At 58.1% G+C, this 25,868-nt stretch carries 24 protein-coding genes and 1 riboswitch; of the genes, 17 read left to right on the top strand and 7 right to left on the bottom strand.

The window, feature by feature from the left end; all coding sequences use genetic code 11:
• The first annotated feature begins 140 nt into the window (after window positions 1-140).
• The 6 genes from SO058_RS00680 (at window position 141) to SO058_RS00655 (ending at window position 6,033) form a co-directional block, all read left to right on the top strand.
• Window positions 141-1,811 (top strand): formate--tetrahydrofolate ligase, encoded by a 1,671-nt coding sequence (locus tag SO058_RS00680; RefSeq protein WP_320841080.1) that lies wholly within the window; start codon window positions 141-143, stop codon window positions 1,809-1,811.
• 305 nt (window positions 1,812-2,116) lie between these two features.
• Entirely contained in the window at window positions 2,117-3,595 is a 1,479-nt protein-coding gene (abc-f, locus tag SO058_RS00675; protein WP_320841079.1) for a ribosomal protection-like ABC-F family protein, read from the top strand.
• A 25-nt stretch (window positions 3,596-3,620) separates the two neighbouring features.
• The gene (gene tsaE / locus SO058_RS00670; RefSeq protein ID WP_320841078.1) at window positions 3,621-4,082 is read left to right on the top strand and encodes a tRNA (adenosine(37)-N6)-threonylcarbamoyltransferase complex ATPase subunit type 1 TsaE; all 462 of its coding nucleotides are present in this window, start codon (window positions 3,621-3,623) and stop codon (window positions 4,080-4,082) included.
• A complete protein-coding gene (gene tsaB, locus SO058_RS00665) occupies window positions 4,079-4,780 on the top strand; it encodes a tRNA (adenosine(37)-N6)-threonylcarbamoyltransferase complex dimerization subunit type 1 TsaB (protein WP_320841077.1) in 702 nt (233 codons plus the stop codon). The genes tsaE and tsaB overlap by 4 nt, the downstream gene beginning before the upstream one ends.
• Before the next feature lie 26 nt (window positions 4,781-4,806).
• Window positions 4,807-5,436, top strand: a complete 630-nt coding sequence (gene upp / locus SO058_RS00660) for a uracil phosphoribosyltransferase (RefSeq protein WP_320841076.1) — start codon at window positions 4,807-4,809, stop codon at window positions 5,434-5,436.
• A 63-nt stretch (window positions 5,437-5,499) separates the two neighbouring features.
• Window positions 5,500-6,033 carry a GNAT family N-acetyltransferase gene (locus SO058_RS00655; RefSeq protein ID WP_320841075.1) on the top strand — a complete coding sequence of 178 codons (534 nt, stop codon included), beginning with the start codon at window positions 5,500-5,502 and terminating at the stop codon, window positions 6,031-6,033.
• A 37-nt stretch (window positions 6,034-6,070) separates the two neighbouring features.
• Here the strand turns inward: SO058_RS00655 and SO058_RS00650 are convergent, their stop codons facing one another.
• From SO058_RS00650 to lepA, 4 genes are read right to left on the bottom strand one after another with little or no spacing between them, the layout of a single operon-like run.
• Entirely contained in the window at window positions 6,071-7,429 is a 1,359-nt protein-coding gene (locus SO058_RS00650) for a PFL family protein (protein ID WP_320841135.1), read from the bottom strand.
• Between the two features lie 16 nt (window positions 7,430-7,445).
• Complete coding sequence (locus SO058_RS00645) at window positions 7,446-7,715, bottom strand: ACT domain-containing protein (protein ID WP_320841074.1); 270 nt, start codon at window positions 7,713-7,715, stop codon at window positions 7,446-7,448.
• 25 nt (window positions 7,716-7,740) lie between these two features.
• Complete coding sequence (hemW, locus tag SO058_RS00640; protein ID WP_320841073.1) at window positions 7,741-8,892, bottom strand: radical SAM family heme chaperone HemW; 1,152 nt, start codon at window positions 8,890-8,892, stop codon at window positions 7,741-7,743.
• A complete protein-coding gene (gene lepA, locus SO058_RS00635) occupies window positions 8,892-10,700 on the bottom strand; it encodes a translation elongation factor 4 (RefSeq protein WP_320841072.1) in 1,809 nt (602 codons plus the stop codon). Before lepA ends, hemW begins: the two co-directional genes overlap by 1 nt.
• A 154-nt stretch (window positions 10,701-10,854) precedes the next feature.
• Window positions 10,855-10,982: riboswitch (FMN riboswitch) on the top strand.
• A gap of 144 nt (window positions 10,983-11,126) precedes the next feature.
• On the opposite strand from lepA, the gene ribD reads away from it, so the two are divergent.
• From ribD to ribH, 4 genes are read left to right on the top strand one after another with little or no spacing between them, the layout of a single operon-like run.
• Window positions 11,127-12,221: a bifunctional diaminohydroxyphosphoribosylaminopyrimidine deaminase/5-amino-6-(5-phosphoribosylamino)uracil reductase RibD gene (gene ribD, locus SO058_RS00630; protein ID WP_320841134.1), complete on the top strand. Its 1,095-nt coding sequence runs from the start codon at window positions 11,127-11,129 to the stop codon at window positions 12,219-12,221.
• A complete protein-coding gene (locus SO058_RS00625) occupies window positions 12,206-12,838 on the top strand; it encodes a riboflavin synthase (RefSeq protein WP_320841071.1) in 633 nt (210 codons plus the stop codon). The genes ribD and SO058_RS00625 overlap by 16 nt, the downstream gene beginning before the upstream one ends.
• Window positions 12,839-12,851: 13 nt before the next feature.
• Entirely contained in the window at window positions 12,852-14,048 is a 1,197-nt protein-coding gene (locus tag SO058_RS00620; RefSeq protein WP_320841070.1) for a bifunctional 3,4-dihydroxy-2-butanone-4-phosphate synthase/GTP cyclohydrolase II, read from the top strand.
• Window positions 14,049-14,070: 22 nt separating this feature from the next.
• Window positions 14,071-14,532 (top strand): 6,7-dimethyl-8-ribityllumazine synthase, encoded by a 462-nt coding sequence (gene ribH, locus SO058_RS00615; RefSeq protein WP_320841069.1) that lies wholly within the window; start codon window positions 14,071-14,073, stop codon window positions 14,530-14,532.
• A 62-nt stretch (window positions 14,533-14,594) separates the two neighbouring features.
• Here ribH and SO058_RS00610 read toward each other — a convergent pair whose 3' ends face one another.
• Complete coding sequence (locus SO058_RS00610) at window positions 14,595-15,524, bottom strand: sugar phosphate isomerase/epimerase family protein (protein WP_320841068.1); 930 nt, start codon at window positions 15,522-15,524, stop codon at window positions 14,595-14,597.
• Between the two features lie 454 nt (window positions 15,525-15,978).
• Between SO058_RS00610 and SO058_RS00605 the strand changes: the two genes are divergently transcribed.
• From SO058_RS00605 to SO058_RS00595, 3 genes are all read left to right on the top strand, one after another.
• The gene (locus tag SO058_RS00605; RefSeq protein ID WP_320841067.1) at window positions 15,979-17,010 is read left to right on the top strand and encodes a sugar ABC transporter substrate-binding protein; all 1,032 of its coding nucleotides are present in this window, start codon (window positions 15,979-15,981) and stop codon (window positions 17,008-17,010) included.
• 222 nt (window positions 17,011-17,232) lie between these two features.
• Window positions 17,233-18,735, top strand: coding sequence for a sugar ABC transporter ATP-binding protein (locus tag SO058_RS00600; RefSeq protein WP_320841066.1), 1,503 nt, complete (start codon window positions 17,233-17,235; stop codon window positions 18,733-18,735).
• On the top strand, window positions 18,728-19,726 hold the full coding sequence (locus tag SO058_RS00595; RefSeq protein ID WP_320841065.1) for an ABC transporter permease: 999 nt from the start codon (window positions 18,728-18,730) through the stop codon (window positions 19,724-19,726). The genes SO058_RS00600 and SO058_RS00595 overlap by 8 nt, the downstream gene beginning before the upstream one ends.
• A gap of 72 nt (window positions 19,727-19,798) precedes the next feature.
• Here the strand turns inward: SO058_RS00595 and SO058_RS00590 are convergent, their stop codons facing one another.
• Window positions 19,799-20,809, bottom strand: coding sequence for a LacI family DNA-binding transcriptional regulator (locus SO058_RS00590; RefSeq protein ID WP_320841064.1), 1,011 nt, complete (start codon window positions 20,807-20,809; stop codon window positions 19,799-19,801).
• Window positions 20,810-21,043: 234 nt separating this feature from the next.
• Here SO058_RS00590 and SO058_RS00585 point away from each other — a divergent pair, with 234 nt between their 5' ends.
• Both SO058_RS00585 and SO058_RS00580 read left to right on the top strand, forming a co-directional pair.
• Window positions 21,044-21,841 (top strand): TIM barrel protein, encoded by a 798-nt coding sequence (locus SO058_RS00585; RefSeq protein ID WP_320841063.1) that lies wholly within the window; start codon window positions 21,044-21,046, stop codon window positions 21,839-21,841.
• A gap of 21 nt (window positions 21,842-21,862) precedes the next feature.
• Window positions 21,863-22,867, top strand: a complete 1,005-nt coding sequence (locus SO058_RS00580) for a Gfo/Idh/MocA family protein (protein ID WP_320841062.1) — start codon at window positions 21,863-21,865, stop codon at window positions 22,865-22,867.
• 51 nt (window positions 22,868-22,918) lie between these two features.
• Here the strand turns inward: SO058_RS00580 and SO058_RS00575 are convergent, their stop codons facing one another.
• Complete coding sequence (locus tag SO058_RS00575) at window positions 22,919-23,938, bottom strand: Gfo/Idh/MocA family protein (protein ID WP_320841061.1); 1,020 nt, start codon at window positions 23,936-23,938, stop codon at window positions 22,919-22,921.
• 298 nt (window positions 23,939-24,236) lie between these two features.
• On the opposite strand from SO058_RS00575, the gene hrcA reads away from it, so the two are divergent.
• Both hrcA and grpE read left to right on the top strand, forming a co-directional pair.
• Complete coding sequence (hrcA, locus tag SO058_RS00570; protein ID WP_320841060.1) at window positions 24,237-25,274, top strand: heat-inducible transcriptional repressor HrcA; 1,038 nt, start codon at window positions 24,237-24,239, stop codon at window positions 25,272-25,274.
• 17 nt (window positions 25,275-25,291) lie between these two features.
• Complete coding sequence (gene grpE, locus SO058_RS00565; protein WP_320841059.1) at window positions 25,292-25,840, top strand: nucleotide exchange factor GrpE; 549 nt, start codon at window positions 25,292-25,294, stop codon at window positions 25,838-25,840.
• Window positions 25,841-25,868 lie beyond the last annotated feature (28 nt).

Below are 25,868 nucleotides of genomic sequence, written 5' to 3'. Positions count from 1 at the left end.
ATAACGGTTTTCATTATACCACAATCAAGCGCCGGATGCGAGGACTAATTTCGGCAAAATTTTCGTCTTTCCTGCTGGAAAGCTGTGTAATATATGCTATAATAGTGTCATTGTTTATTCTGAAACGGGAGGAAACACGCATGTTATCCGATATTGAAATCGCGCAGAGCTGCAAACTGCGCCCGATCACTGAGGTCGCCGAGACTGCCGGGCTTTCGGCCGACGATCTGGAGCTTTACGGCAAATACAAAGCAAAGCTCTCCGCCGACGTGATGAAAAAAGCGGAAAGCCAACCAGACGGCAAACTCGTGCTGGTCACTGCAATCAATCCAACCCCCGCGGGAGAGGGCAAAACGACGACGACCGTCGGCCTTGGGCAGGCGCTTGCGGCGCTTGGCAAAAAAGCGATGATCGCGCTGCGGGAACCCTCGCTCGGGCCGGTGTTCGGCGTTAAGGGCGGCGCGGCCGGCGGCGGCTATGCGCAGGTCGTGCCGATGGAGGATATCAACCTGCATTTCACCGGCGATATGCACGCCATCACCGCTGCGAACAACCTGCTCTGCGCCATGCTGGACAATCACATGCAGCAGGGCAATCTTTTAAATATCGATCCGCGCCGCATCATTTTCACACGCGTCATGGACATGAACGACCGTGCGCTCCGCAATATCACCATCGGCCTGGGCGGCAAATTAAACGGCGTGCCGCGCGAGGACCACTTCATGATCACGGTCGCAAGCGAAATTATGGCGATCCTCTGCCTCGCGAGCGATCTGGACGATCTGAAAAAGCGCTTCGGAAATATCCTGGTCGCCTATTCCTATGCCGGAAAGCCGATCTACGCAAAAGATTTGCGTGCCGAGGGCGCCATGGCCGCCCTGATGCGCGACGCGATCAAACCGAACTTGGTGCAGACACTCGAGGGCACCCCCTGCCTGATGCATGGCGGCCCGTTCGCCAACATCGCCCACGGCTGCAACAGCGTGCAGGCGACCCGCCTCGCCCTCAAGCTTTCCGATATCGCGGTCACCGAGGCAGGCTTCGGCGCCGACCTTGGCGCGGAAAAATTCATGGACATCAAGTGCCGCAAGGCCGGCCTCTCGCCCGACTGCGTCGTGCTGGTCGCGACCGTACGCGCACTTAAATACAACGGCGGCGTGCCCAAGGCGGAACTGAACGCGCCCGATCTCAAAGCGCTCGAGCGGGGCATCTGCAATCTGGATGCACACCTGGACAATATCAAGAAGTTCGGCGTGCCGGTCGTCGTAGCGGTCAATGCGTTCCCATCCGACACGGCGGAGGAGATGGAGTTTATCCGCGCACACTGCGCGGGACGCGGCGTGCGCGTTGCGCTCAGTGAGGTGTTCGCCAAGGGCGGCGAGGGCGGCAAGGCGCTGGCAAACGAGGTGCTCGCCGTTTTGGAGAAAAACGAGGCCGATTTCCATATGCTCTATGAGGACGATCTGCCGCTTGAAGACAAGATTCGTAAGATCGCCAAGGAGATCTACGGCGCGCTCGGCGTGTCCATCGCGCCTGCGGCGCACAAGGAACTGCAAAACATTATAGATCTGGGCTTCGGTCACTTGCCCGTCTGCATTGCCAAAACGCAGTATTCGCTGTCGGACGATCCGGCGCTGCTCGGACGGCCGACCGAATTCGTTGTGAACGTCCGCTCGGTGCGGCTCGCCGCGGGCGCGGGCTTCGTCGTCGTCGAAACCGGCGCGATCATGACTATGCCCGGCCTGCCCAAATGCCCGGCTGCTGAAAAGATCGACGTGGACGCAGACGGCAAGATCACCGGATTATTTTAAAAACATGGCATCAAAAGCCGCCTAAAGAGGCGGCTTTTTTCAATTTACCCGATTTTTATATCCCTGCGCTTGACAACCGCACGGGACTGCGCTATACTTTGGGCAAAGAACAGATTTGAGGTGGAAAGATGAAATAAGCTCTCTTGTATGGATGTCAGGCACGCACGGGCGGCACAAGCCGTTTTGTGTTTTTATGCCTACCTGCAAGAAAGCGTTTCATCGGACAGCCCTATCGCGCCTTTGCGCGTCCAAACAGGCATCCTTTGCTTTCTTGCGCCTGTTTTGATGCGAGGAGGTGCATTTTTATGTCTATGATCGAGGTGCAAGACCTTACTTTTGCCTACGAGGGCAGCTTTGATAATATTTTTGAAAACGTCACCCTGCGGCTGGACACCGATTGGCGGTTGGGACTAGTCGGGCGGAACGGACGCGGCAAAACGACGTTTTTGAACCTGCTGCGTGGCCTATATCCCTACAAGGGGCGTATCACGGCCAGCGTGCCGTTTGATTATTTTCCGTTTGCTATCGCGGACGCGGATGCAAGCGCCGGAGACGCCGTGCAGAAGGCCTGTCCGAATCTGGAAGGCTGGCGGCTTTTGCGTGAAATGAACCGGCTGCGGCTGGACGAAAGCCTGCTGGAGCGGCCGTTTCAAACGCTCTCGGGTGGCGAGCAGGTGAAGCTGCTGCTTGCCGCGCTGTTCAGCCGAGACGGTCATTTCCTGCTGATCGACGAGCCGACCAGCCATCTGGATATGGAGGGGCGCGCGTTGGTCGCGGAATATCTGCGCAGCAAGCAAGGGTTTCTGCTCGTTTCGCACGACCGCGCGTTTCTGGACGGCTGTGTCGACCACATCCTGTCGCTGAACAAAACCAATATAGAATTGCAGCAAGGCAACTTTTCCAGCTGGTTTGCAAACAAGCAGCGGCAGGATGCGTTCGAGCGCGCCGAAAACGAACGGCTGAGAAAGGATATCCGCCGGCTGGACGAGGCCGCGAAGCGCGCGTCCGCTTGGTCGGACAGGACGGAAAAGGAAAAACATGTGCGCAATTCCGGCCTGCGGCCCGACCGTGGCTATATCGGCCACAAAGCGGCTAAAATGATGCAGCGCGCCAAGTCGATCGAGGATCGGCGTGAAAATGCGGCCGCGGAAAAGCAGGGGCTTCTGCACAACATCGAAATCGCGGACGATCTCAAGCTCTCCCCCCTCGTTTACCGCACCGAACGGCTCGTCGAGCTGGGCGGCGTCACCGTGCAGTATGGCGACGCGCCCGTATGCGAAAACATCCGGCTTTCCGTCCGACGCGGCGCCCGCATCGCGCTCACCGGGCCAAACGGCTGCGGCAAGTCGAGCCTTTTAAAGCTGATTGGCGGCCAGGATATCCCACATACCGGCGAGGTCACGCGCGGAAGCGGACTTCAAATCTCCTATGTGCCGCAGGACGCGTCGTTCCTGCGCGGCAGTCTGAAAGACTATGCCCGCGCGTGCGGCATTGAGGAAAGCCTATTCAAAGCCATTTTGCGAAAGCTGGACTTTTCGCGCATTCAGTTTGAAAAGGACATGGCCGACTTCAGCGCCGGGCAGAAAAAGAAAGTGCTGATCGCGCGCAGCCTGTGCGAGCGCGCCCACCTTTACCTTTGGGACGAGCCGCTCAATTTTATCGACGTGTTTTCCCGTATGCAGATCGAGCGGCTGCTGCTTTCCTGCCGTCCGACGCTGTTGTTCGTCGAGCACGACCGCGCCTTTTGCGAGACCATCGCGACCGAGACAGCCGCGCTGTCCTAGCTTGTCATTGGACGCGAAGCGTGGTATGATAGTAACGATTTTGATAGAAAGGCGCGCAGTGATGCAGTATTTGACCCATTCCCCCGAAGAGACCGAAAACCTCGGTGCAGAGTTTGCCAAACGCCTGCGCCCGGGCGACGTGGTCGCGTTTTCGGGCGACCTTGGCGCGGGCAAGACCGCGTTTTCGCGCGGCGTGCTGCGCGGGCTGGGCTATGCAGGGCGTGTGACCAGCCCGACCTTTGCCATTGCCAATGAATACGACACGCCTGCGGGGCCTGTCGTGCACTTTGACCTATACCGCATATTGGACGGCGAGGCGCTGTTTGAAATCGGCTTTGACGAATATCTGGACGGGCGGCGCATCGTGCTCATCGAATGGAGTGAAAACGCGCTGGAGTTTATGCCGGGAGCTTATCAAACCGTGCATATTTCCTATGGCGCGGGTGCTGACGACCGTGTGGTCACGATTGGGGAGGTTATGCCTTGAAAATTCTGAGTTTTGAATCATCCGCCGTTTCTGCCGCTGTGGCGCTGACCGATGGGGAAAAGCTCATTGCGCAGAGCTTTCAGAACTGCGGCCTGACCCATTCGCGCACGCTTCTGCCCATGGCGGAAAGCCTGCTGCAAAACTGCGGCGTTTCGCTTTCTGAAATCGATGGCTTCGCGGTCGCCTGCGGGCCCGGCTCGTTTACTGGCATCCGCATCGGCGTCGCGACCGTCAAGGGGCTGGCGCTCGGTGCGGACAGGCCCTGTGTCGGCGTATCCACGCTGGAGGCCATGGCGCATGGCGCGCGCGCGCTGCCGGGCAGCCTGTGCTGCGTGATGGACGCACGCGCCGGACAGGTATACAATGCCCTGTTCCACAATGAAAACGGCGCGCTGACCCGCCTTTGTGAAGACCGGGCGATCAAGCTCGACGCGCTCGCGGGGGAAATCGCTGAAAATCCGCAAATTCTGGTTGGAGATGGCGCCGACCTGTGTTATAATAAACTCAAAGAACAGTGCGTGAGGCTTGTCCTCGCGCCATGCGAGCTTCGCTGGCCCGGCGGATACGGCGTCGCGCTGGCCGCCCTGCCCCGTTTCGCAGCCGGCGAGGGGCTGGCGCCCCAGCAGCTCGATGCGGCGTATCTGCGCCGCCCGCAGGCCGAACGCGAGCGCATAGCGCGCCTCGCGAGCCAAACCTGACTTTCTATTTAAAGGAGATTATGACTATGGCTACCGTTCATGAAATGGACCATCCGCTCATTAAGCACAAGCTCAGCCTGATGCGTGACAAGACGACCGGCGTCAAGGAATTCCGCGAGGCGACCGCCGAGATCGCCATGCTGATGTGCTATGAGGCGACCCGTGACCTGCCGCTCAAGGAAATCACCATTGAGACCCCGCTTGCGGAGGCCAAGGTTCATGTGATCTCAGGCAAGAAGATCGCGCTCGTGCCCATCCTGCGCGCGGGGCTCGGCATGGTCGAGGGTATGCTCGAGCTCATCCCGGCAGCCAAGGTCGGCCATATTGGCCTATACCGCGACCCGCAGACGCTGCACCCGGTCGAATATTACTGCAAGCTGCCGAACGATATCAACGAGCGCGACGTGCTGCTGCTCGACCCCATGCTTGCGACGGGCGGCTCGGCCGTCGCCGCGATTGACGGCCTTAAGCGCCGCGGTGTCCAGCACATTAAGCTGCTGAACCTGATTGCCGCGCCCGAGGGCGTGAAGGCGGTGCAGGACGCGCATCCCGACGTGGAGATTTTTGTCGCCGCGATCGACGAGCGGCTCAACGACCACGGCTATATCATGCCCGGCCTGGGCGACGCGGGCGACCGCATTTTCGGTACCAAATAATTTTATCAAATCAAGTATGGTGCGGCGCAAAAAACGCCGCACCATTTTTTCGGAGAAAAATTGATGGAACACTATGAGTTTACTTCAGCCCGGTTGGGCTTTCGACGGCTCCGCGCCGACGATTTTAGACTTGTCGCACCGATCCTGCAGAATGAAAAAACCATGTACGCTTGGGAGCACGGTTTCAGCTACGATGAAATCTGCGACTGGATCGCGGGTCAGGTTGCCCGTTACCAAACGGATGGCTACGGCTATCTCGCCGGAATCGATCGAAAAACCGGAAAACTGATCGCACTCGCGGGGCCTTTGTCTGAGCGTGTCGGTGAAAAAAGCTACATAGGGATCGGCTATATCGTTGCCCGCACACACTGGGGAGAACGCTACGGCGTCGAATGCGCGCAAGCCGCTCTGTATCACGCTTTTACGCGGTTGGAGGCCGACCGTGTGGTCGCGCTGATCCGTCCCGAAAACCACGCTTCGCGCCGGGTCGCTGAGGCATGCTGTATGCGTCTCGCCGGAGAATGTGTAAAATATTACCGCGGCAAAGACATGCCCCATTTAATCTACGAGCTACGCCGCCCCGCGCCAAAAATGTAAAAAATGCCGCATCCCAATGAGATGCGGCATTTCCTTTTTAGTTTTTGAGACTTTGGATGGGGGCGGGGATACGTCCCCCACGGTGAATGAATTTTGCCGGGGATTTCGTCGAGATCGGCATGATGGGCGCACTGCCCAGCAGACCGCCGAACTCGACCATGTCGCCCACCTTTTTGCCCACCGCCGGGATGACGCGCACGGCGGTCGTCTTGGAGTTGACAACACCGATGGCGATCTCATCCGCGATCAGGCCGGAAATCACTTCGGCTGTCGTATCGCCCGGCACGGCAACCATATCGATGCCGACCGAGCACACGGCGGTCATTGCTTCCAGCTTTTCAAGCGTCAGCACGCCCGCCTGCGCGGCCGCGATCATGCCCTCATCCTCGGATACCGGGATGAACGCGCCCGACAGGCCGCCGACTGACGAGGACGCCATCACGCCGCCCTTTTTGACCGCGTCGTTCAGCATGGCAAGGATGGCGGTCGTGCCGCAGCCGCCGCAGGTCTCCAAACCGACCTCCTCCAGGATGCGGGCGACCGAATCACCGATCGCCGGGGTCGGCGCAAGCGACAGGTCAACAATGCCGAACGGCACGCCCAACCGCCCAGACGCGAGTGCGCCGACCAGCTGCCCCATGCGGGTGATCTTGAACGCGGTTTTTTTGATCACGTCCGCGATCTCACCGATCGGGCAGTCGCCCGCGCGGCGGATGGCAGACTGTACCACACCCGGCCCGGATACGCCGACGTTAATAACTGTTTCCGGCTCGCCGATGCCATGGAACGCGCCCGCCATAAACGGGTTGTCGTCCACTGCGTTGGCAAACACGACCAGCTTGGAGCAGCCCATGGATTCGTTGTCGCGCGTCAGCTCTGCGGTCTGCTTGATGATGCGGCCCATCAGGCCGATGGCGTCCAGATTGACGCCCGCCTTGGTCGACGCGACATTGACCGACGAGCAGACCAGCTCGGTCTCGGCCATTGCCTCCGGGATGGAATTGATAAGGATCTCATCCCCCTTGGCGAAACCTTTTTGCACGAGCGCGGAAAAGCCGCCGACAAAGTTCACGCCGGTTGTCGCCGCCGCGCGGTCGAGCGCCTTAGCCAGCGGCACATAGCTATTTGCAGCCGTAACCGCGCCGATCATGGCGATCGGCGTGACTGAAATGCGTTTATTAATGATCGGGATGCCCAGCTCACGCTCGATCTGCTCGCCGGTCGAGACCAGTTTTTCCGCGCGGCGGGCAATTTTCTCGTACACTTTGTCCGCCAGCACATGGATATCCTCGCTCGCAAGGTCGCGCAGCGAAATGCCCATTGTGATGGTTCGGATATCGAGATGCTCCTCTTCGATCATTTTGATCGTTTCCAGAATGTCCTTCGTGTTGATCATCGACATATTCGGCACCTCAAATCTTGTGCATGGCGTCGAAGATATCCTCATGCATGGTGTGGATCTTCATGCCAAGCGCCTCGCCGTCGCGGTCGAGCAGGTCGGCCAGCGCGGTGAAATCGACCGTGCACTTGTCGATGTTGACCAGCATGACCATGGCGAACATATCCTCCATGACATTCTGCGAAATATCGACGATGTTCACCTGATGGGTATACAAGGTATCGGAAATCTTTGCGATGATGCCGGTGCGGTCCTTACCGACGACCGTGATGACTGCGCGCATAATGCATATCCTCCAAATATATTTATTAGCTGTCTGAACCGGGCTGCCCCGCTTCGACAATGGTGTTGATGATGCTGTTGGAAACCAGAAAGCCCTTTTCCGTCAGGAACCAGCGCGTGCCCTGGTGGGCGACCAGTTCCTGCCCCATGAGTGAGCGGAATGCCTCCTCATACGGTGTGGAATCGATGTTGTAACGCTTCTCGAGATCGAGAAAATCAATGCCGTCCGCTGTGCGCAGGCGCAGCATCAAGTATTCCCCCTGCCGCTGGTAGGTCGGCACCTCGTCCTCGTCGCGCACGATATCCTCGCCGTTTATGTAAGCCTGCAGATCGCGGGCGAACGAAAACCTGCGTCCGTTCATATAGGAATGGGCGCCCGGGCCAAGGCCGAGATATTCGGATAAATCCCAATATTTCTGGTTGTGCTGCGACCGGAAGCCCGATTTTGCAAAGTTTGAGATCTCATAATGTTCAAAGCCGTTTCGGCGCAGCAGGGCGCACATAGCGAGATAAGCGTCGGCCTGCTCGTCATCGTCCGGCAGGACAGGATTTTCGCGCCCCATCCGCGTCGTCGGCTCGAGCCGCAGGCCGTAGCACGACAGGTGCCGGGGGCCGAGCGCGATCGCGGCCTCCACCGATTCAAGGAATTTCTCTTTGTCCTGCCCGGGCAAGCCGTACATCAGGTCGAGGCTGATATTGTCGAACCCGCGCTCCCGCGCCAAATCGACCGCGCCGCGCGCCTGCTCGAATGTGTGGATGCGTCCGATGGCGCGCAGCTCGTCCTCATGCGCCGACTGCACGCCGAACGACAGCCGGGTGACGCCCGCTTTTTTGAGCGCGTCGAGCAGCTTTTTGTCCGTGCTTTCGGGGTTGCATTCGACCGTGATTTCCACATCGGGATCGAGCTTAAACTTATTTTTGACCTCCTGCAGAATGCGGCTCAGGTATTTCGGCCCGAGGCACGACGGCGTGCCGCCGCCGAGATACACCGTATCGACCGTATAGCCGCCGCAAACGCCGCCGTATTCCCGGATGTGCGTTAAAAGCGCGGCGACATAGGGCTTCATCAGCCCCCCGTCGGCCACCGAATAAAAATCGCAGTAGCCGCATTTGGAGGCGCAGAACGGGATGTGCAGGTACAGCCCGAGCGCCTTTTTATTATAACTTGTTCTGCTCATCATTCCTCATCCAGTTTGAGTACCGCCATGAACGCTTCCGTCGGCACCTGAACCGTGCCGAGCGAGCGCATCTTCTTTTTGCCCTCTTTCTGCTTTTCGAGGAGCTTTTTCTTGCGCGTGATATCGCCGCCGTAACACTTGGCGAGCACGTCCTTTCGCATCGCCTTGACCGTTTCGCGCGCGATGACCTTGCCGCCGATCGCCGCCTGGATCGGCACTTCAAAAAGCTGGCGCGGGATATTTTCCTTGAGTTTTTCGCAGATGCGGCGGGCACGGCCATAGGCCTTTTCCCGATGCGCGATGAACGACAGTGCGTCTACCTGCTCGCCGTTCAGCAGCATATCGACCTTGACCAGATCGCTTTTCCGGTAATCCGCCATTTCGTAGTCCAGTGAGGCATAGCCCTTGGTACGGGCCTTTAACGCGTCGAAAAAGTCGTAAATGATTTCATTGGTCGGCATTTCATAATGCAATTCGACCAGACTGGTGTCCAGATATTTCATATCCTTAAATACGCCGCGGCGATCCTGGCACATAGGCATGATGTTGCCGACGAACTCCTGCGGCGTCATAATGGAGGCCTTGACAAACGGCTCGCGCGCCTCCTCGATCAAAACCGGGTCGGGGTAATCGTGCGGGTTGTCGCAGTGGACGACCTTGCCGACGGTCAGCTTGACCTCATAGACAACGCTGGGCAGCGTTGTGACCAGATCGAGGTCGAACTCGCGCTCCAGACGCTCCTGGATGATCTCCATATGCAGCATGCCGAGAAAGCCGCAGCGGAAACCAAATCCCAGCGCGACCGAGCTTTCCGGCTCGAACGACAGCGCCGCGTCATTCAGCTGCAGTTTTTCGAGCGCGTCACGCAGGTCGGGATATTTAGAACCGTCCTCGGTATAGATGCCGCAGAACACCATCGGCTGCGCCGGACGGTAGCCGGGCAGCGGCGTGTCCGTCGGCCTTTCGGCCTCGGTGACCGTATCGCCCACACGGGTATCGGCCACGTTTTTGATCGAGGCCGTGAAATAGCCGACCTCGCCGGCATACAAGCCGTCCTGCGGCGACAGCCCCAGCGGCTGCATATAGCCGCATTCCAGCACCTGAAATTCCGCGCCGGTCGCCATCATCTTCACTTTCATGCCGGGCTCGATGTGCCCATCCATCAGGCGCATATAGACGATCACGCCCTTATAGGGGTCATACTGGCTGTCAAAGATCAGCGCGCGCAGCGGCGCGTCCGCGTCGCCCGCCGGCGCGGGGATATCGCTCACGATGCGCTCGAGCACCGAGCGGATGTTCAGCCCCATTTTGGCGGAGATTTCGGGCGCATCCTCGGCGGGGATGCCGATGATGTCCTCGATCTCCTGCTTGACGCGCGGCGCGTCCGCCGCAGGCAAATCGATTTTATTAACGACCGGCACAACCTCCAGGTCGTGGTCCAGCGCGAGATAGGTGTTTCCCAGCGTCTGCGCCTCGATGCCCTGCGCCGCATCGACCACCAAAAGCGCGCCCTCGCACGCCGCGAGCGAACGCGAGACCTCGTAGTTGAAGTCCACATGGCCGGGGGTATCAATCAGGTTCATTTCATAGACCTGCCCATCGTCCGCCTTATACTCCATGCGCACCGCGCGTGCCTTGATGGTGATGCCGCGCTCGCGCTCCAGATCCATGTTATCGAGCAGCTGTTCCTCCATCTCGCGCTGGGACACGGCTTCGCACTGCTCCAGCAGACGGTCTGCCAGCGTCGACTTACCATGGTCGATATGGGCGATGATGGAAAAATTTCGTATCAGGTCGCGATTTTTCACGTCCAAACTCCTTTTTATCACGTAAAACTGCAATATGGAAATATTATAACACGTTTGCCCACCCGCTACAAGCTTACATTTGCGGGAAATGCTGCAAAAAAAGCTTGCAATATGCGTTTGCAGCGTGTATCATGACTCATGTAAAACTGAATACAGAGTTCTTCAGGGCAGGGTGCAATTCCCTACCGGCGGTATAGCCCGCGAGCGGACGCCTTTTGGCGGTATGCAGGATTCGGTGAAACTCCGAGGCCGACAGTATAGTCTGGATGGAAGAAGAACGCGCGGAAAGCAAGGCGTTATGCCTGTTTTTCCGCTTGTTTGCTGTTCTGAAATGTCATTTTTGGCGTTTCAGATTTTTTTGTTTCTGCGGCAAACTGCGTCCCGAAGTCTCTGTGCTCGGGACGTTTTTTGTTTGGAGGCGATTTTCTGAAAGAAGAAGTTTACATGCGCCGCGCGCTCGAATTGGCGCGGCGCGGCATGGGAAGGGTGAATCCCAACCCTATGGTCGGCTGCGTGATCGTGCGGGACGGGCGCGTGATCGGTGAGGGCTGGCACGAGGCCTACGGCAGCCCGCACGCCGAGCGGCGCGCGCTCGATGACTGTACCGAAGACGCCGCGGGCGCGACGCTGTACGTCACGCTCGAGCCCTGCTGCCATCACGGCAAGCAGCCGCCCTGCACCGAGGCCATTCTCGCGCACAAGATTGCGCGTGTCGTGGTCGGCTGCCTTGACCCTAACCCGGTCGTCGCGGGAAAAGGCTGTGCTCGGCTGCGCGAGGCCGGCATCCCGGTCGAGACCGGCTTGCTTGAAGCGGAGTGCCGCGCGTTGAACAAGGTGTTTTTTCACTTCATCACACACCGCACGCCGTTTGTCGTAATGAAATACGCCATGACGCTTGACGGCAAGATCGCGTCCAGCACCGGCGACAGCCGCTGGGTGACCGGCGAGGCCGCGCGTCTGCATGTCCATAAAACGCGAAGCGCTTTGTCCGCTGTCATGGTGGGCGTGGGCACCGTCCTCGCAGACGATCCGCTGCTCACCTGCCGTATCGACGGCGGGCTCAATCCGCTGCGCATCGTCTGCGACAGCCATCTGCGCACGCCGCCGGAAAGTCAGCTGATGCGCACGGCGCGCGATACGCCGACACTTGTCGCCGCGGTCGAAAGGAACGATCGGGCGACGGCGCTGGAACAGGCGGGCGCGGAGATCCTGCTGTGCGCCGAAAAGGATGGACGTGTCGACCTCGCCGACCTGATGCAAAAGCTAGGCGAAAGGAATATCGACAGCGTGCTCATCGAAGGCGGCGGCGCACTGCATTTTTCCGCGCTCAAAGCGGGTATCATCCATAAAGTACACGCCTATATCGCGCCCAAGCTAATTGGCGGAGGAACGGCAAAAACGCCTATCGGCGGCGCAGGCTATCGCAAAATGTGCGACGCGATACGGCTGGAAAATCTGACTGTCACACCGCTCGGCGGGGACTTTCTGCTGGAGGGTGATTTGCCATGTTTACCGGACTGATCGAGGAGGTAGGGCGCGTCCAGCGGATCGAACGCGGCGCCAAAGGCGCACGCCTGACCATTGCGGCCAGCACTGTGCTCGAACAGGCCAAAGCCGGTGACAGCATCGCGGTCAACGGCGTATGCCTGACCGCCGTTTCGATTTCTGCCCGCTCTTTTTCCGCAGATGTGATGGCAGAGACCCTACGCCGTTCCAATCTTGGCGCACTCGAAGCCGGCGCGCGCGTCAACCTGGAACGCGCGATGCCCGTAACCGGGCGGTTCGGCGGCCATATCGTATCCGGCCACATCGATGGGACAGGCGAGGTTGAATCCCTTCACCGCGAGGACAACGCGGTCTGGGTGCGCATACGAACATCCGGCGCGCTGCTGCGCTATATCATCGAAAAAGGCTCGGTCGCAGTCGATGGGGTCAGCCTGACGGTCGCGTCCGTCGACCTGCGCTGCTTTGCCGTTTCCATCATCCCGCATACGGGCGCGGAAACCACGCTGCTCGGCCGCCGTCCCGGCGACGCGGTCAATCTGGAATGCGATGTAATTGGCAAATACGTTGAGAAATTGCTATCGCCGCAGACCGGCGGGCTCACGCAGGATTTTTTACTGCAACATGGCTTTTAAAGGAGGCTTTTCTATGAAAACAATTGTTGAACAGGCACTGGATGACCTGCGCGCGGGCAGACTCGTGCTGGTCGTCGACGACCCGGATCGTGAAAACGAGGGCGACCTCATCTGTGCGGCCCAATATGCGACAACGGAAAACGTCAATTTTATGGCGACACACGCAAAGGGGCTGATCTGCATGCCGATGTCGGGCGCGGTCTGCGACCGGCTGGGGCTTTCGCAGATGGTGCAAGACAATACCGACAACCACGAGACCGCGTTCACGGTATCCATCGACCATAAACATACCACCACAGGCATCTCCGCCGGAGAGCGCGGTCTGACCGCCCGCATGTGTGCAGCGGCGGATGCGAAATCGTCCGATTTTCGCCGCCCGGGGCACATGTTCCCGCTCCGCGCGGTCGAAGGCGGCGTTTTGAAGCGGTCAGGCCATACCGAAGCGACCGTCGACCTTTGCAGGCTTGCAGGGCTTGCGGAATGCGGGCTTTGCTGTGAGATCATGCGCGAGGACGGCTCGATGATGCGAACGAGCGAGCTGCGCGCATTCGCTCAAAAGCATGGGTTGACGCTGCTCTCGCTCGCCGACCTGATCGCCTACCGGCGCCAAACCGAAACGCTGATCGAGCGCGTCGCGTGTGCGGCGTTCCCCACGCGCTACGGCGCTTTCCATATCCATGGCTTTCTTAATAAGCTGAACGGCGAGCACCATGTCGCACTCACTATGGGCAATATCGCGGACGGCGCGCCCGTTTTGTGCCGCGTACACTCCGAATGCCTGACCGGAGACGCGCTGGGTTCTGCGCGCTGCGACTGCGGCGAACAGTACGATGCGGCGATGCGGATGATTGCCCGCGAAGGGCGCGGCGTACTGGTTTATATGCGTCAGGAGGGGCGCGGCATCGGGCTGATCAACAAGCTGAAAGCCTATGAATTGCAGGATCGCGGGCTGGACACGGTTGAGGCCAACGTCGCGCTCGGCTTTCCGCCCGACCTGCGCGACTATGGCATTGGTGCGCAGATCCTGAGCGCGCTCGGCGCGCGCCGCCTGCGGCTGCTGACCAACAACCCGGCCAAGGTAGTCGGTCTATCCGGATTTGGACTCGAGATCACCGAACGCGTGCCCATCCAGATTGCCGCCAACCCGCACGACGCGTTCTATTTAAAAACCAAACAGGCGAAAATGTCGCACATGACACAATACGATTGATAAAAATAGGAGGAACCATGATATGAAAATTCTTGAGGGTAAGCTTTCATCCGGCGAGGGGCGGTACGCCATCGTCGCGGCAAGATTTAACGATTTTATTGTCTCACGCCTGATCGACGGCGCGGAAGACGCGCTGCTCCGCCACGGCGTGGACGGCGAACGCATCACGCTGGTGCGCGTGCCGGGCGCGTTTGAGATTCCGCTCACCGCGCAAAAGCTTGCGCAAAGCGGCAATTACGATGCGGTAATCTGCTTGGGCGCGGTCATCCGCGGCTCAACCTCACATTATGACTATGTCTGCGCCGAGGTTTCCAAGGGCGTGGCCGCAGCGGGGCTGGCGGCTGGTGTGCCCGTCATTTTCGGCGTGCTGACGACCGACAGCATTGAACAGGCCGTCGAACGCGCGGGCGCCAAGGCTGGCAACAAGGGGGCGGACGCGGCTGTCACCGCCATTGAAATGGCCGATCTCAACAAACAGCTGTAAATCAAAAAAGGAGAGGCATACCGCCTCTCCTTTTTGTTCCTATATATAATGTAGGATTTTTGTCAATCCATGACAAGCGCCTCGCGGAGCGTGCGCAGGCTGGACAAATGGCCGTCCAGCATCGATAGTGTCAAGTCTTCCATTTCCAGGGAAACCTCATCGTCGTAGCCCGACATCCGCACGACCGAGAAAAATTCCTTCCACCACTTTGCATCGTGCCCCGCGCCCACCGCGACATAGTTCCACGCGCGGCGCGCAAACGCGTCGATCGGCTTGGTGTCCAACATTCCGTTCGGCTGCCAATAACGGCGTTCCGGACGCGAATCTTTCCCATGGATATGATAGATCGCGCCATGGTCGCCCAGCACGCGCGCAGCCTCGATCGGATCGCCGCCCATCCAGAACAGATGGCTGGGGTCGAGGTTCATGCCTACCATCGGCCCGACCGCCTCGCGAAGCCGCAGGCATGTCTCCGGATTATAGACCAGCTGCATACCGTGGTTTTCCAGCGCGATCTTTTCAATGCCGCACTCCCCTGCCCATTTGACGATTTCTTTCCAGACCGGAATGGCGACTTCATTCCACTGGTAGTTGAGAATGTCCTGCGTTTCAGGCGGCCACGAGGTCGTCACCCATACCGGGGTTTTGTCCCCCTTGCAGCCCGTGGGCAGTCCGCTCATCATGACGATCTTTTTTACACCGAGTTGGCTCGCGAGCTCAAATGTTTTTTTGGTTACGTCCATTTCTTTTTCATACGCCAGCGGGTTGCCGGAGCAGTTGAGCGCGCACAGCGTTAGCCCCTTCGCCCGCATCGCGTCATACCATTTTTCACGCGCCGTGCGATCGCTCACCAGCAGATCCAGGTCGCAGTGCGGCGCGCCCGACCAGTTGCCCGTGCCGATCTCAAGGGCAGCAATACGCTGCCCGACACAGAAATCCAGCATTTTGTCAAAGGACATATCTAAAGTACAAGTCTTGATTGCCAATTTCATGAGAAACTACCTCGCTTTCTGTTCTTGCGAATATTTTACCATATTGTAATGTTATTCTGCAAGCAATCTCCCCATAAAGTAACCAAAGCATCCATCATTTTCACCCGCACACTTTATGAATCTTGTTGAAAATTTATATTTTTGCACAATGCACAGTCTGCCGTAGACTTTTCCGCTCTCTTTCCTTGTGAACCTGCACAAACCGTCCCCCTGCAACCTCTCCATTCGTGACAAAAATACCAACTGACCCTTGTCAAACCTCAAGGGATGCATTAAAATATTACCAGAACGCAAGAGAGAGCGTTTGAACAGCATCCTGACACCAGAGCAGGATGAAACGAAGCGTTGGACAAAACAAACAAACCTAGCAGCAAGGGGCTGGCCCCTTGCTGCTTCGGGGTTAACCCCGAAGGCGCGGTTGTGGCGTCCACAAAAAAAGGAGAGAGGTTTTTACATGAAGAAGAGATTACTGGCAATGTTGCTTGCTGGCGCTATGTGCGCTGGTCTGACCGCTTGTGGTGACAAGCCCGCCGACACCCAGCAGCCCGCCGATCCGGGTGCATCCACCGATCAGCCCGCCGATAACGCCGGCGGCAACTACAAGATCGACGTGATCCTGAAGACCACGGCTTCTGAGTACTGGCAGTACGTTATGGCCGGTGCGCAGGCTTACGACAACGAGCACGACAACGTAACGGTTGAGATTAAGGGCGCGCCGTCCGAGACTTCGTACGACGAGCAGCTCAACATGATCCAGACCGACCTCGCAAGCGATTACGACGGCTTCGTCATCGCTCCGCTGCAGGCTGACATGGTCGCTAACCTGATCAAGGGACAGACCAAGCCGGTCGTGGCTTGCGATACCAAGATCGAAGCGCCTGAAATCATCTCTTTTGTCGGCACCGGCAACGAAGAGGCTGGCAAGCTGGGCGGCGCTGCTGCTGCCAAGATGGCTAAGGAGCGCGGCTGGGAAGAGATCAAGGCAATCGAGATCGCCGGCGTTGAAGGCGACACCACCAACTCCGACCGTATGGCTGGCTACAAGGCTGGCATCGAGTCCGAGGGCGGCACGTTCCTCGACGACGAAGTCCAGTACGCTGATGCGGTAGCCGACAAGGCTGTTGCTGCGATGGAAGGCATCATCTCTAAGTTCCCGGAAGGCATCGCAATCATCTGCGCCAACAACGACGATATGGCGATGGCCGCTGCCAAGGTTGCCGCGAACAACGAGAACTACAAGAACACCGTGTTCCTCGGATTTGACGGCACGATGTCCGCCTGCAACGCGATTCTCGAAGGCCGCCTGACCATGTCCGTTGCGCAGATGGCTTATGAGATGGGCTACAAGTCTGTTGAAGCGGTCGTCACTAAGCTTGACGGCGGCGAAGTCGAAGCGTTCATCAACTCCGGCGCGGATGTTGTCACCCCCGAAAACGCGCAGCAGCGCAAGGATACTCTGCAGGGTTACCTGGATTCTGTAAAGTAACAATCGCATAGGTTTGGGTGTACCAATGAACCATTGATTGACGCCCCTGTAAACGATTTTTCAAAATCCGGAGCAGGGGCGTCAGTTTTTCCGCAGTGTCAAAACTCGGCCAATGCCTGCGGAAGCCGGTTTCAATCCCGGAAACAGCGGAACGCTCCCAACGCACAAATCCGCTGAGGTTTGCCGAGTATGCATCTCGGAGAAAAGGGTGATCTAGAATTTATGAGTGAATACGTAGTAGAGCTGAAAAATGCGACCAAGCGGTTTCCGGGCGTAGTGGCTCTGAAAAATATGAGTCTTGCGGTAAAGCCCGGCGAAATTTTGGGACTGATCGGCGAGAACGGCGCGGGCAAATCCACGCTCATCAAGGTGCTGACCGGCGTGCATCAGGCCGACGAAGGGCACATCTTCGTCAATGGCCAGGAAATGCATTTTAAAGACCCGAACGATTCGGCGGCGGCTGGTATCGCGTGCGTATACCAGGAGCTTAATATTGAGAAGCTGCTGTCGGTCACAGACAATATTTTCATCAACAAGTGGCTGCGCAAAGGCGGGCTGCTTGATTATGATGCGATGCACAAGAAGGCCAAGGAAGTCATGCTTTCGCTCGGTCAGGACATTGACCCGACCAAGGCAGCGGGTACGTTTGGCATGGGCGTTCAGCAGATGATCGAAATCGCCAAGGCGGTTTTGATTGACGCAAAAATGATTATTATGGACGAGCCGACCTCGTCCCTGGGCGAAAAAGAGGTCGACCAGCTCATGAAGACCTGCCGCAGCCTACGCGACCGCGGCATTGGCATTGTGTTCGTGTCCCATAAGCTCGAGGAGTTATTCGAGCTGTGCGACCGTGTGACGGTCATGCGTGACGGCGAGCACATTTGGACTAAGAACGTAACCGATACGGATAACGACGACCTGATTACCGGCATGGTCGGCCGCAGCCTGGAGAACCAGTTCCCCAAGGAGTTCGGCGTCAAGGGCGACGTTGCGCTGCGCGCGGAAAACCTCCAAGAGGGCGGCGTGCTGTACGACGTTTCATTTGAAGCGTACAGCGGCCAGATCCTGGGTTTTGCCGGTCTGGTTGGCGCGGGCCGTACCGAGACCATGCGCGCTATTTTCGGTGCAGACCCGATCGACGGCGGCAAGGTATACATCCACGGCAAGGAAGTTAAAATCAAGACCCCGCGTGATGCGATCCGCAACAAGATCGCGTTCCTCACCGAGGATCGCAAGGGCCAAGGCCTCGTGCTGGCGCAGAGCATCCGCACCAACCTGATTTTGGCGAATATGAAGGGCTTTTGCAGCGGGCCGTTCCTCGATGAAAAGCGCATCGAGGAAGCTGGCGAGCAGAACATCAGCTCTCTGCGCATCAAGACCCCGTCGATCGACGAGGTCGTCGGCCAGCTCTCGGGCGGCAATCAGCAGAAGGTGGTTATCGGCAAGTGGGTAAACACCGATGCGGACATCTTCATCTTCGACGAGCCGACGCGCGGCATTGACGTCGGCGCAAAGGTCGAGGTTTACAATGTAATGAACAGCCTGGTAAAGGCGGGAAAATGTGTAATCATGGTTTCCTCCGAAATGCCCGAGATCCTCGGCATGAGCGACAGGGTCGTCGTAATGCGCGGCGGCAGGGTCATGGCCACGGTCGAGCGCGACAGCAAACATTTTAACCAAGAGGATATCATGAAGGCTGCATGGGGAGGAACTTTAGATGACTAAGACCAAGAAGAAAAGCGGAAATATGACACAACTCGGCACGCTGATCGCGCTGATTCTGCTGTGTGTCGTCCTTTCGATCGTTACCGGGGGCAAGTTTTACCAGCCCGCCAACCTGATGAACGTGCTGAGCCAGACCTCGTTTAACGCGCTGCTGGCCATTGGCATGCTGCTCTGCCTGATCACGGCAGGCATCGACCTGTCGGTCGGCGCGAACGCCACGTTCTGCGCTTGCATGGCAGGCATGCTGGTGCAGAAGGGTTCGGGCAACTGGTTCCTGATGATTTTAATTGCAATCGCGGCCGGCACGTTGGTTGGCTGGATCAACGGCATGCTGCTGACCCGACTGCACCTGCCTCACCCGTTCGTATCCACCCTTGGCATGAAGAACTTCCTCTGGGGCATGGCGTTGCTCGTCACGAACTCCCAGATGGTCTCCGGTTTCCCGGACGGCGTGATGTGGCTGGGCAACTTCCGCTTGTTCAAGTCGTTTGGCGGCGGCGTTCCGGTTAGCTTCCTGCTGGTCATCGTCCTTTATGTTATCATGCACGTTTTCTTGACGCGCTCGGCGCTCGGCCGTTCGATCTACTGTGTCGGCGGCAACCCGGAAGCGGCGCGCCTGTCCGGTATCCACTCGGACAACGTACTGACCTTCTGCTACACGCTGTCCGGCTTCTGCGCGGCGCTGGCCGGTATCGTTTCGATCGGCCGTTCGTCCATCACCAACGGCGCGAATGCGGTGCAGCCGTTTGACACCGACGCGATCGCGGCCTGCATCATCGGCGGCGCTTCGTTCATGGGCGGCAAGGGCACCATGCTCGGCACCATCATCGGCGCGCTGATCATCGGCGTGCTGCGCAACGGCTTTACGCTGCTGGCCGCTTCTTCCGCGATCCAGAACATCGTGCTTGGCCTGGTTATCATTATCGCCGTGTTCATCGACGTTACCCGTGAGCGCATGGAAGCCAAGGCCCGCAGACTCGCTGCGAAATAAGACCATCTCGATTCATTCGTTCTTCGTTTTAAGAAAAGCTGCTCCGGATTTTCCGGAGCAGCTTTTCTGTGTTTACAGCATTTCACGCGACAGGATGCTTAAATCGGTATAATAGACCTCCCTGCCCGGCTTTTGGCCGCGCACTAGCATCTGGTACAGCGCGAGCACAGCCTGAAACGCCTCCTGGTCGAACGCCTGCCCGATGACAAAATCGATCTGCCCTTCCAGCAGGTAGCGTTTAGCGGATGGTGTCAGGTCGTTGCAGATCACATGCGGCCACTGGCCACAGCCCGACCGACGGATCCCCGCGATGCAGCCCGCGATCGGCTGAGTCGCCATATAAATCGCCCGCAGTCGCGGATCGCTTGTTAGCGCCTGCGCGACCAGTTCGCTTGTCACCTCATTCATCTCGTTCGCCTCGACAATACGGTATGCGTCATCCCCAAAACCGAATGTGCGCAGCTTACGGCAAAAACCGTCCACACGGCCTTTGTGCGCCTCCAACCGCATGTTGCCGGTCACGACCAGTACGTGCTCGGGCGGGCGGATCAGCTTTGCCATGATGCCCGCGGCGATACCGCCCGCCCGCATCAGATCCTGACCGACATGGCACAGCCGCCCGCTGTCCGGCACGTCCGCGTCATAGGTGACCACGCTCACCCCCTGCCCTGCTGCGCGCTCGATCACCTCGCGCATTTCAGGCGTGTTTTCCGGCCGCAGGATCAATCCGTCCACGCCGCCCGCAAGCTGCTTGTCCACCGCGCGCAGAAGCGCCTGCGCGGTCATATTGGGCAGGGGCTGCACATCGAGCACAAACGACGGGTCGCCGATGTAGCGTTTGGCGCGGCGCAGACCGCTGTCCAGCAGGCGGTTGAAATACCCGTCCGTCCAGGGCGGGATCAGCATGGCCGCCCGCTTGCGCACCTCTCGGGGCGCAGGCTGCCGATACCCCAGGCTTTTGGCCGCGTTCAGCACCTTTTGCCGCACCAGCGGATGCACGTTCGGCCTGCCGTGCAGCACACGGTCTACCGTGCCGCGCGACACCCCCGCCAGCGCCGCAACATCCCGGATCGTCACCGCCATTGTTAGCCCTCCTTTTCCTGCTTTTGATTATACGGGCAACGCCCCGGACAAGTCAAGGAAAACCGCGCACAGTGCACAATTTATCTTACCGGTTTCCCCTCGCCTCCGTGCGGTATTCTGCCCAAATGCGGCGGTCGGATTTGGGCAATCTCCCAATGTTTTTCCCGGGCGGTTGACCCCGTGCACCGCTTGTATTACCATAAAACTATCAATGAAAAAAGAGAGGGATATCACATGCAATATTCTGTCAATATTGAGGTCATCTATAAGGAACTGCCCTTTGCCGAGCGCTTTGCCGCCGCCAAACGCGACGGATTTGATTTTGTGGAAATCTGGGATTGGGACAGCAAGGATATCGACGAATTGATCCGTCTGTGCAAGGAAAACAGCATTGAAATTTCATGCATGGGCGGCGACGGACCGATCTCGCTCTGCGATCCCGCGCACGAAAAAGAATATCTGGAGTACCTTTCCAAATCGCTGGAAATCGCGCAAAAAGTGGGCTGCAAACGCCTTGCAGTGCACTCGAACGAGCTGCTGCCCGAGCCACGCCAATACGCGGCCGACCTGTTTGAGGAGTATTCGGACGCGGAAAAGACTATGGCCATGTACCGCACGCTGTGTAAAGCCGCGCCGATGGCGGAAAAAGCCGGCGTTACGCTGTGCCTCGAAGCGCTCAACGTCGAAACCGACCATCTCGGCAATTTCCTGAAATACACCAAGGACGCTGCCGAACTCATCAAAATGGTCGATTCGCCCAACGTCAAGATCCTATACGACGCGTACCACATGTACCTGAACGAAGGAAAGATCTGCGAGACCATCAAGAAATATCAGCCGCTGATCGGGCAGGTGCATATCGCGGACGCGCCCGGCCGCGGAGAGCCCGGTACCGGTTGCATCAACTATCGTGCGGTGCTCCAGTTTATGAATGATCTGCACTACGATCAGATGATCGCGTTTGAGCTGTATCCCAAGCACGGCTCGGATGCGGCGGTTAAAGCTATTCATGATGTCCGTCAAGGGCTGTAAAAAAGAAAGGATAAGATGCAAATGCTGAAAATTGGTGTTATCGGCTGCGGCGCGATCGGCCGCGACCATATCCGCCGCCTGACCGATCTCGTCCCCGGCTGCGAAGTTGTTGCCTGCGCGGACTATTTTGAGGAGGCCGCATGCAAAACCGCCGCGCAGTATCAGGGCGTCAAAGCCTATCCAACCGGCGAAGAGCTGATCGCCGCGCCCGATGTCGAGGCCGTGCTGATTGCCTCGTCCGACCCGAGCCATGCGGGCTATGTGCTCGAGGCACTCAAATATGGAAAATACGTATTCTGCGAAAAGCCGCTTGCGCAAAACGCGGCAGACTGTGAAAAGATCATCGCCGCCGAGGTGTCGCACGGCAAACGCTTGGTGCAGGTCGGCTTTATGCGCCACTACGACCGCGGCTACGCCGAGATGAAGCGCATCATCGATTCGGGCGAGCTGGGCGCGCCGCTGATGATCCACGCCGCGCACCGGAATGTTTCCCAGCCCGATGGCTTCCAGACTGAGATGGGCGTTTCCAACGTCGCCATCCACGAGCTGGACATCTGCCGCTGGCTGCTGTCCGATGAATACGAGAGCGGCCAGGTGCTCAAGGTGCGGCAATCCGCCGAATCCACTAAGGGATACGACAACCCGCAGATCGTGCTGCTTGAGACCAAGTCGGGCGCGCGCATCGACGTGGAGGTGCAAGTGGCCGACGCGTACGGCTATGATATCCAGTGCCAAGTCGTGTGCGAAAAGGGCACGGTCAACCTGCCCGATCCGTACGCCGTGGTCAAGCGCGCGAACGCCAGCCGGTCGTTCCCCATCCTGACCGACTGGAAAGACCGCTTTATCGAAGCCTACGACATCGAGCTGACCGAATGGGTCAAGGCGCTGGCAAACGGCGGGCCGACAGGCCCGTCCGCATGGGACGGCTACGCCGCCTGCGTCGCGGCGGATGCGTTGAACCGCTCGCGCGGCACCGGCCAGTTTATGAAGATCGAAATGATCGATAAGCCCGCGCTGTATCTGTAAAGCCCCGCAAAAAGCGGCTGCCTTGAAGGCAGCCGCTTTTTAATATGTCAATTAATATTGCACCTGCACCGGCTTTCCGGAATGGAACGAATCGGTGATGGCGTAAGTAACCAGCGTTGCCTTGGTGCCGTCGTAAACGGTCAGCTCAGGCTTGCGGCCCTTCTGGATGCAATCGATGAAATCGACCATTTCGAGCAGGTACGCCTCCGCAAAGCGCTGCGGGAAGTTCTCGATGATCTCCTGGCGCGCGCCGTACTGGTCGTACACCATGACGCGGTCCTTCCACGGCACGCCCGCCACGCGGATATGCCCGTCAGTCGCGACGACCTCGGTTTCAGTGTGGTAGCCGTGGGGCGCAGTACGGCCGACATGCAGGAACGCAACCGTGCCGTTATCAAACTTGAGCATAGCCATGCCGGTCTCGGTGTCGCCGTTTTCGGTGAATTCGGGATGCTTGAAGGTTGTTCCCGCGGCGTAAACCTCGGTGACCTCTCCACCCAAGAACCAGCGCATCAGGTCGATGTCATGCGAGGCCGCGTCGATGAAAATACCGCCCGAGGTCTTGGAAAACTTGATGCAGCTCTCAACCAGCGCTTCGGGGTCGAGGCCGGTCGCCTTGACCAGATAGGGCTTGCCGATCTTGCCCGCGTCCACCTGCGCCTTTGCGTCGGCATAGGACGGGTCATAGCGGCGCATAAAGCCGAGGAAAAACAGCTTGTCGGGATGGCGCTCAACGGCGGCCTCCGCACGCTTGCATTCCTCGAGCGAGCAGCCGAGCGGCTTATCGGTAAACACATGCTTGCCGGCGTCGAGCGCATACTCGATCATCCAGCAGTGCTCAGGCGATGAGGAAACAATGGCGACCGCCTCAATATCGGCCTCATCCACCATTTTCTTGTAATCCAGCGTCGTATACTCGACTTTCAGATAATCGCGCGCCCAATCGAGCTCCTTTTGCTCCAGCGAGCAGGCTGCGACCAGCTTGCAACCCGGGATCTTAAACGCTAGATTTTCTGCGTGCACCGAACCCAGGCGACCCAGACCAACGATACCCACTTTGACTTCTTTCATGGTAAACTCCCTCTCTCTTCACTCAGAAATTTGCCAGAAGAATCAGCGATTCTTCCTTATTATAAATATATCATTCTACACGCCTAAACGCAATATAAAACCCCCAAACCCATCTTGAAAAACCACGTGTTCTGCATCGCTTTTAGCAGTCCCTCATCACGGGTGACAACCAGCACGTCTGTATTTAACAAAATATTCATAGAACGCCCCTTGACTTTGCCCGCAGGCGGTGGTAAATTAGTTTTAGCACTCAGATAGGATGAGTGCTAACCCCCTGTTACGAAAGGAGAGACGCCGCATGGAGCTTTCCGACCGAAAAAAACAGATCCTGAAAGCCATCATCGGCGATTATATCCGTACAGCAGAACCTGTCGGCTCTAAAGCGCTGACCGCCGGGCACGATTTGCCGTTTTCCTCCGCCACCATACGCAATGAGATGAGCGAGCTGGAAGATCTGGGCTATCTCGAAAAACCACACACCTCGGCCGGACGCATCCCCTCGCCGCAGGGCTACCGCCTATATGTCGACGAGTTGATGGCTCGCCCCGAGGAATTGCCGGACGGCGACGACCTGCCGCTGCAAAAAATGATGCAGCTCAAGGTCAAGGAGCTCGATAGACTAATTCAAGAAGCGGGCAGGCTGATTTCCAACCTGACTGACTACGCCTCGGTCGCCATCACCCCGGCGATGACACAGACAGCCATCCGGCAGTTTGAGATCATCGCGGTCGACCGGATGAGCTTTGTCATCGTGGTTGTCACCGAATCGGGCGCGGTCAAAAATAAGATGGTCCGCACGATGGCCGAGGTAACCAAGGACGAGGCTGAGCTTCTGACCTATGTACTCAATCAAACGCTGACCGGGCTTCCCCTGTCGCACATCACCACCGAGCGGTTTGATATTGTGCGCCGCGCCGCTGGGCTGACCGCCCTTCTGGCTCCCGTAGCCGAGTACATCGCAGAGCTGATCGAGGAGCTGGGCAACCAAAAGGTCTATTTGGAGGGGGCGAGCAAACTTCTGCGCTTCCCCGAATACCGTGACCCGCAAAAGGCGCTCGCGCTGCTCGACTATCTGGACGACGACGCGCATCTGCTTCCTGTCGCCCGCACGTTTGACGGTGTGCAAATCTTCATCGGTCCGGAAAACGGCGCAAATCCGATGAGCGAAACGTCCACGATTTATGCAAAATACAACATCGGCACGATCGGCCAAGGCGCGATCGGCATTGTCGGCCCGACGCGCATGGATTACGCTGCGCTGTCAGCCCGGCTTTCCCGATTTGCCAAGGGCTTAAACAAGCTGATCGCCGAAACGTTCCTGGATGAAAAAGAATAACGGAGGCAAGAAACAACATGAGCAAGAAGAAACAGCCGGAAGCGGCTGAATCCATTAAGGAGGCCGCCAAACAGACGGCGGAGCCAGCGGAGGAAACCGCCGCGGCGCAGGCCGAACCATCCGAAACGCCTGCCGAGGACTGGGAAGCCAAGTTCACTGAGCTGAACGACCGCTATCTGCGTATGGCCGCGGAATATGACAATTTCCGCAAGCGCAGCCAGCGCGAGCGCGAGCAGGCGCACGCGGACGCGGTATCCCACGCCGTCAAGGCGCTGCTGCCGACCTATGATAATCTCGAGCGCGCGCTGAAAGCAGAAACAGCGGATGCAGAATATAAAAAGGGCGTCGAGCTGACCATGACGCAGCTCGTGGACAGCCTCAAGAGCCTGAACGTCACGATCATCCCCGCGGACGCGGGCACCCTTTTCGATCCAAACCTGATGAACGCGGTCATGCACGTCGAGGATGACAGTCTCGGAGAGAATGTCGTCGCCGAGGTGTTCCAGCAAGGATTCATGACCGGCGACAAGGTCATTCGCCATGCGATGGTCAAGGTGGCCAATTAACTTTAGAAAACGTAACATCTATCATAAA

Origin of the sequence: Agathobaculum sp., assembly GCF_034098985.1 — a bacterium.
In the GTDB taxonomy this organism is placed as follows: domain Bacteria; phylum Bacillota; class Clostridia; order Oscillospirales; family Butyricicoccaceae; genus Agathobaculum.
This window is presented reverse-complemented; position numbering and strand designations above follow the sequence as displayed.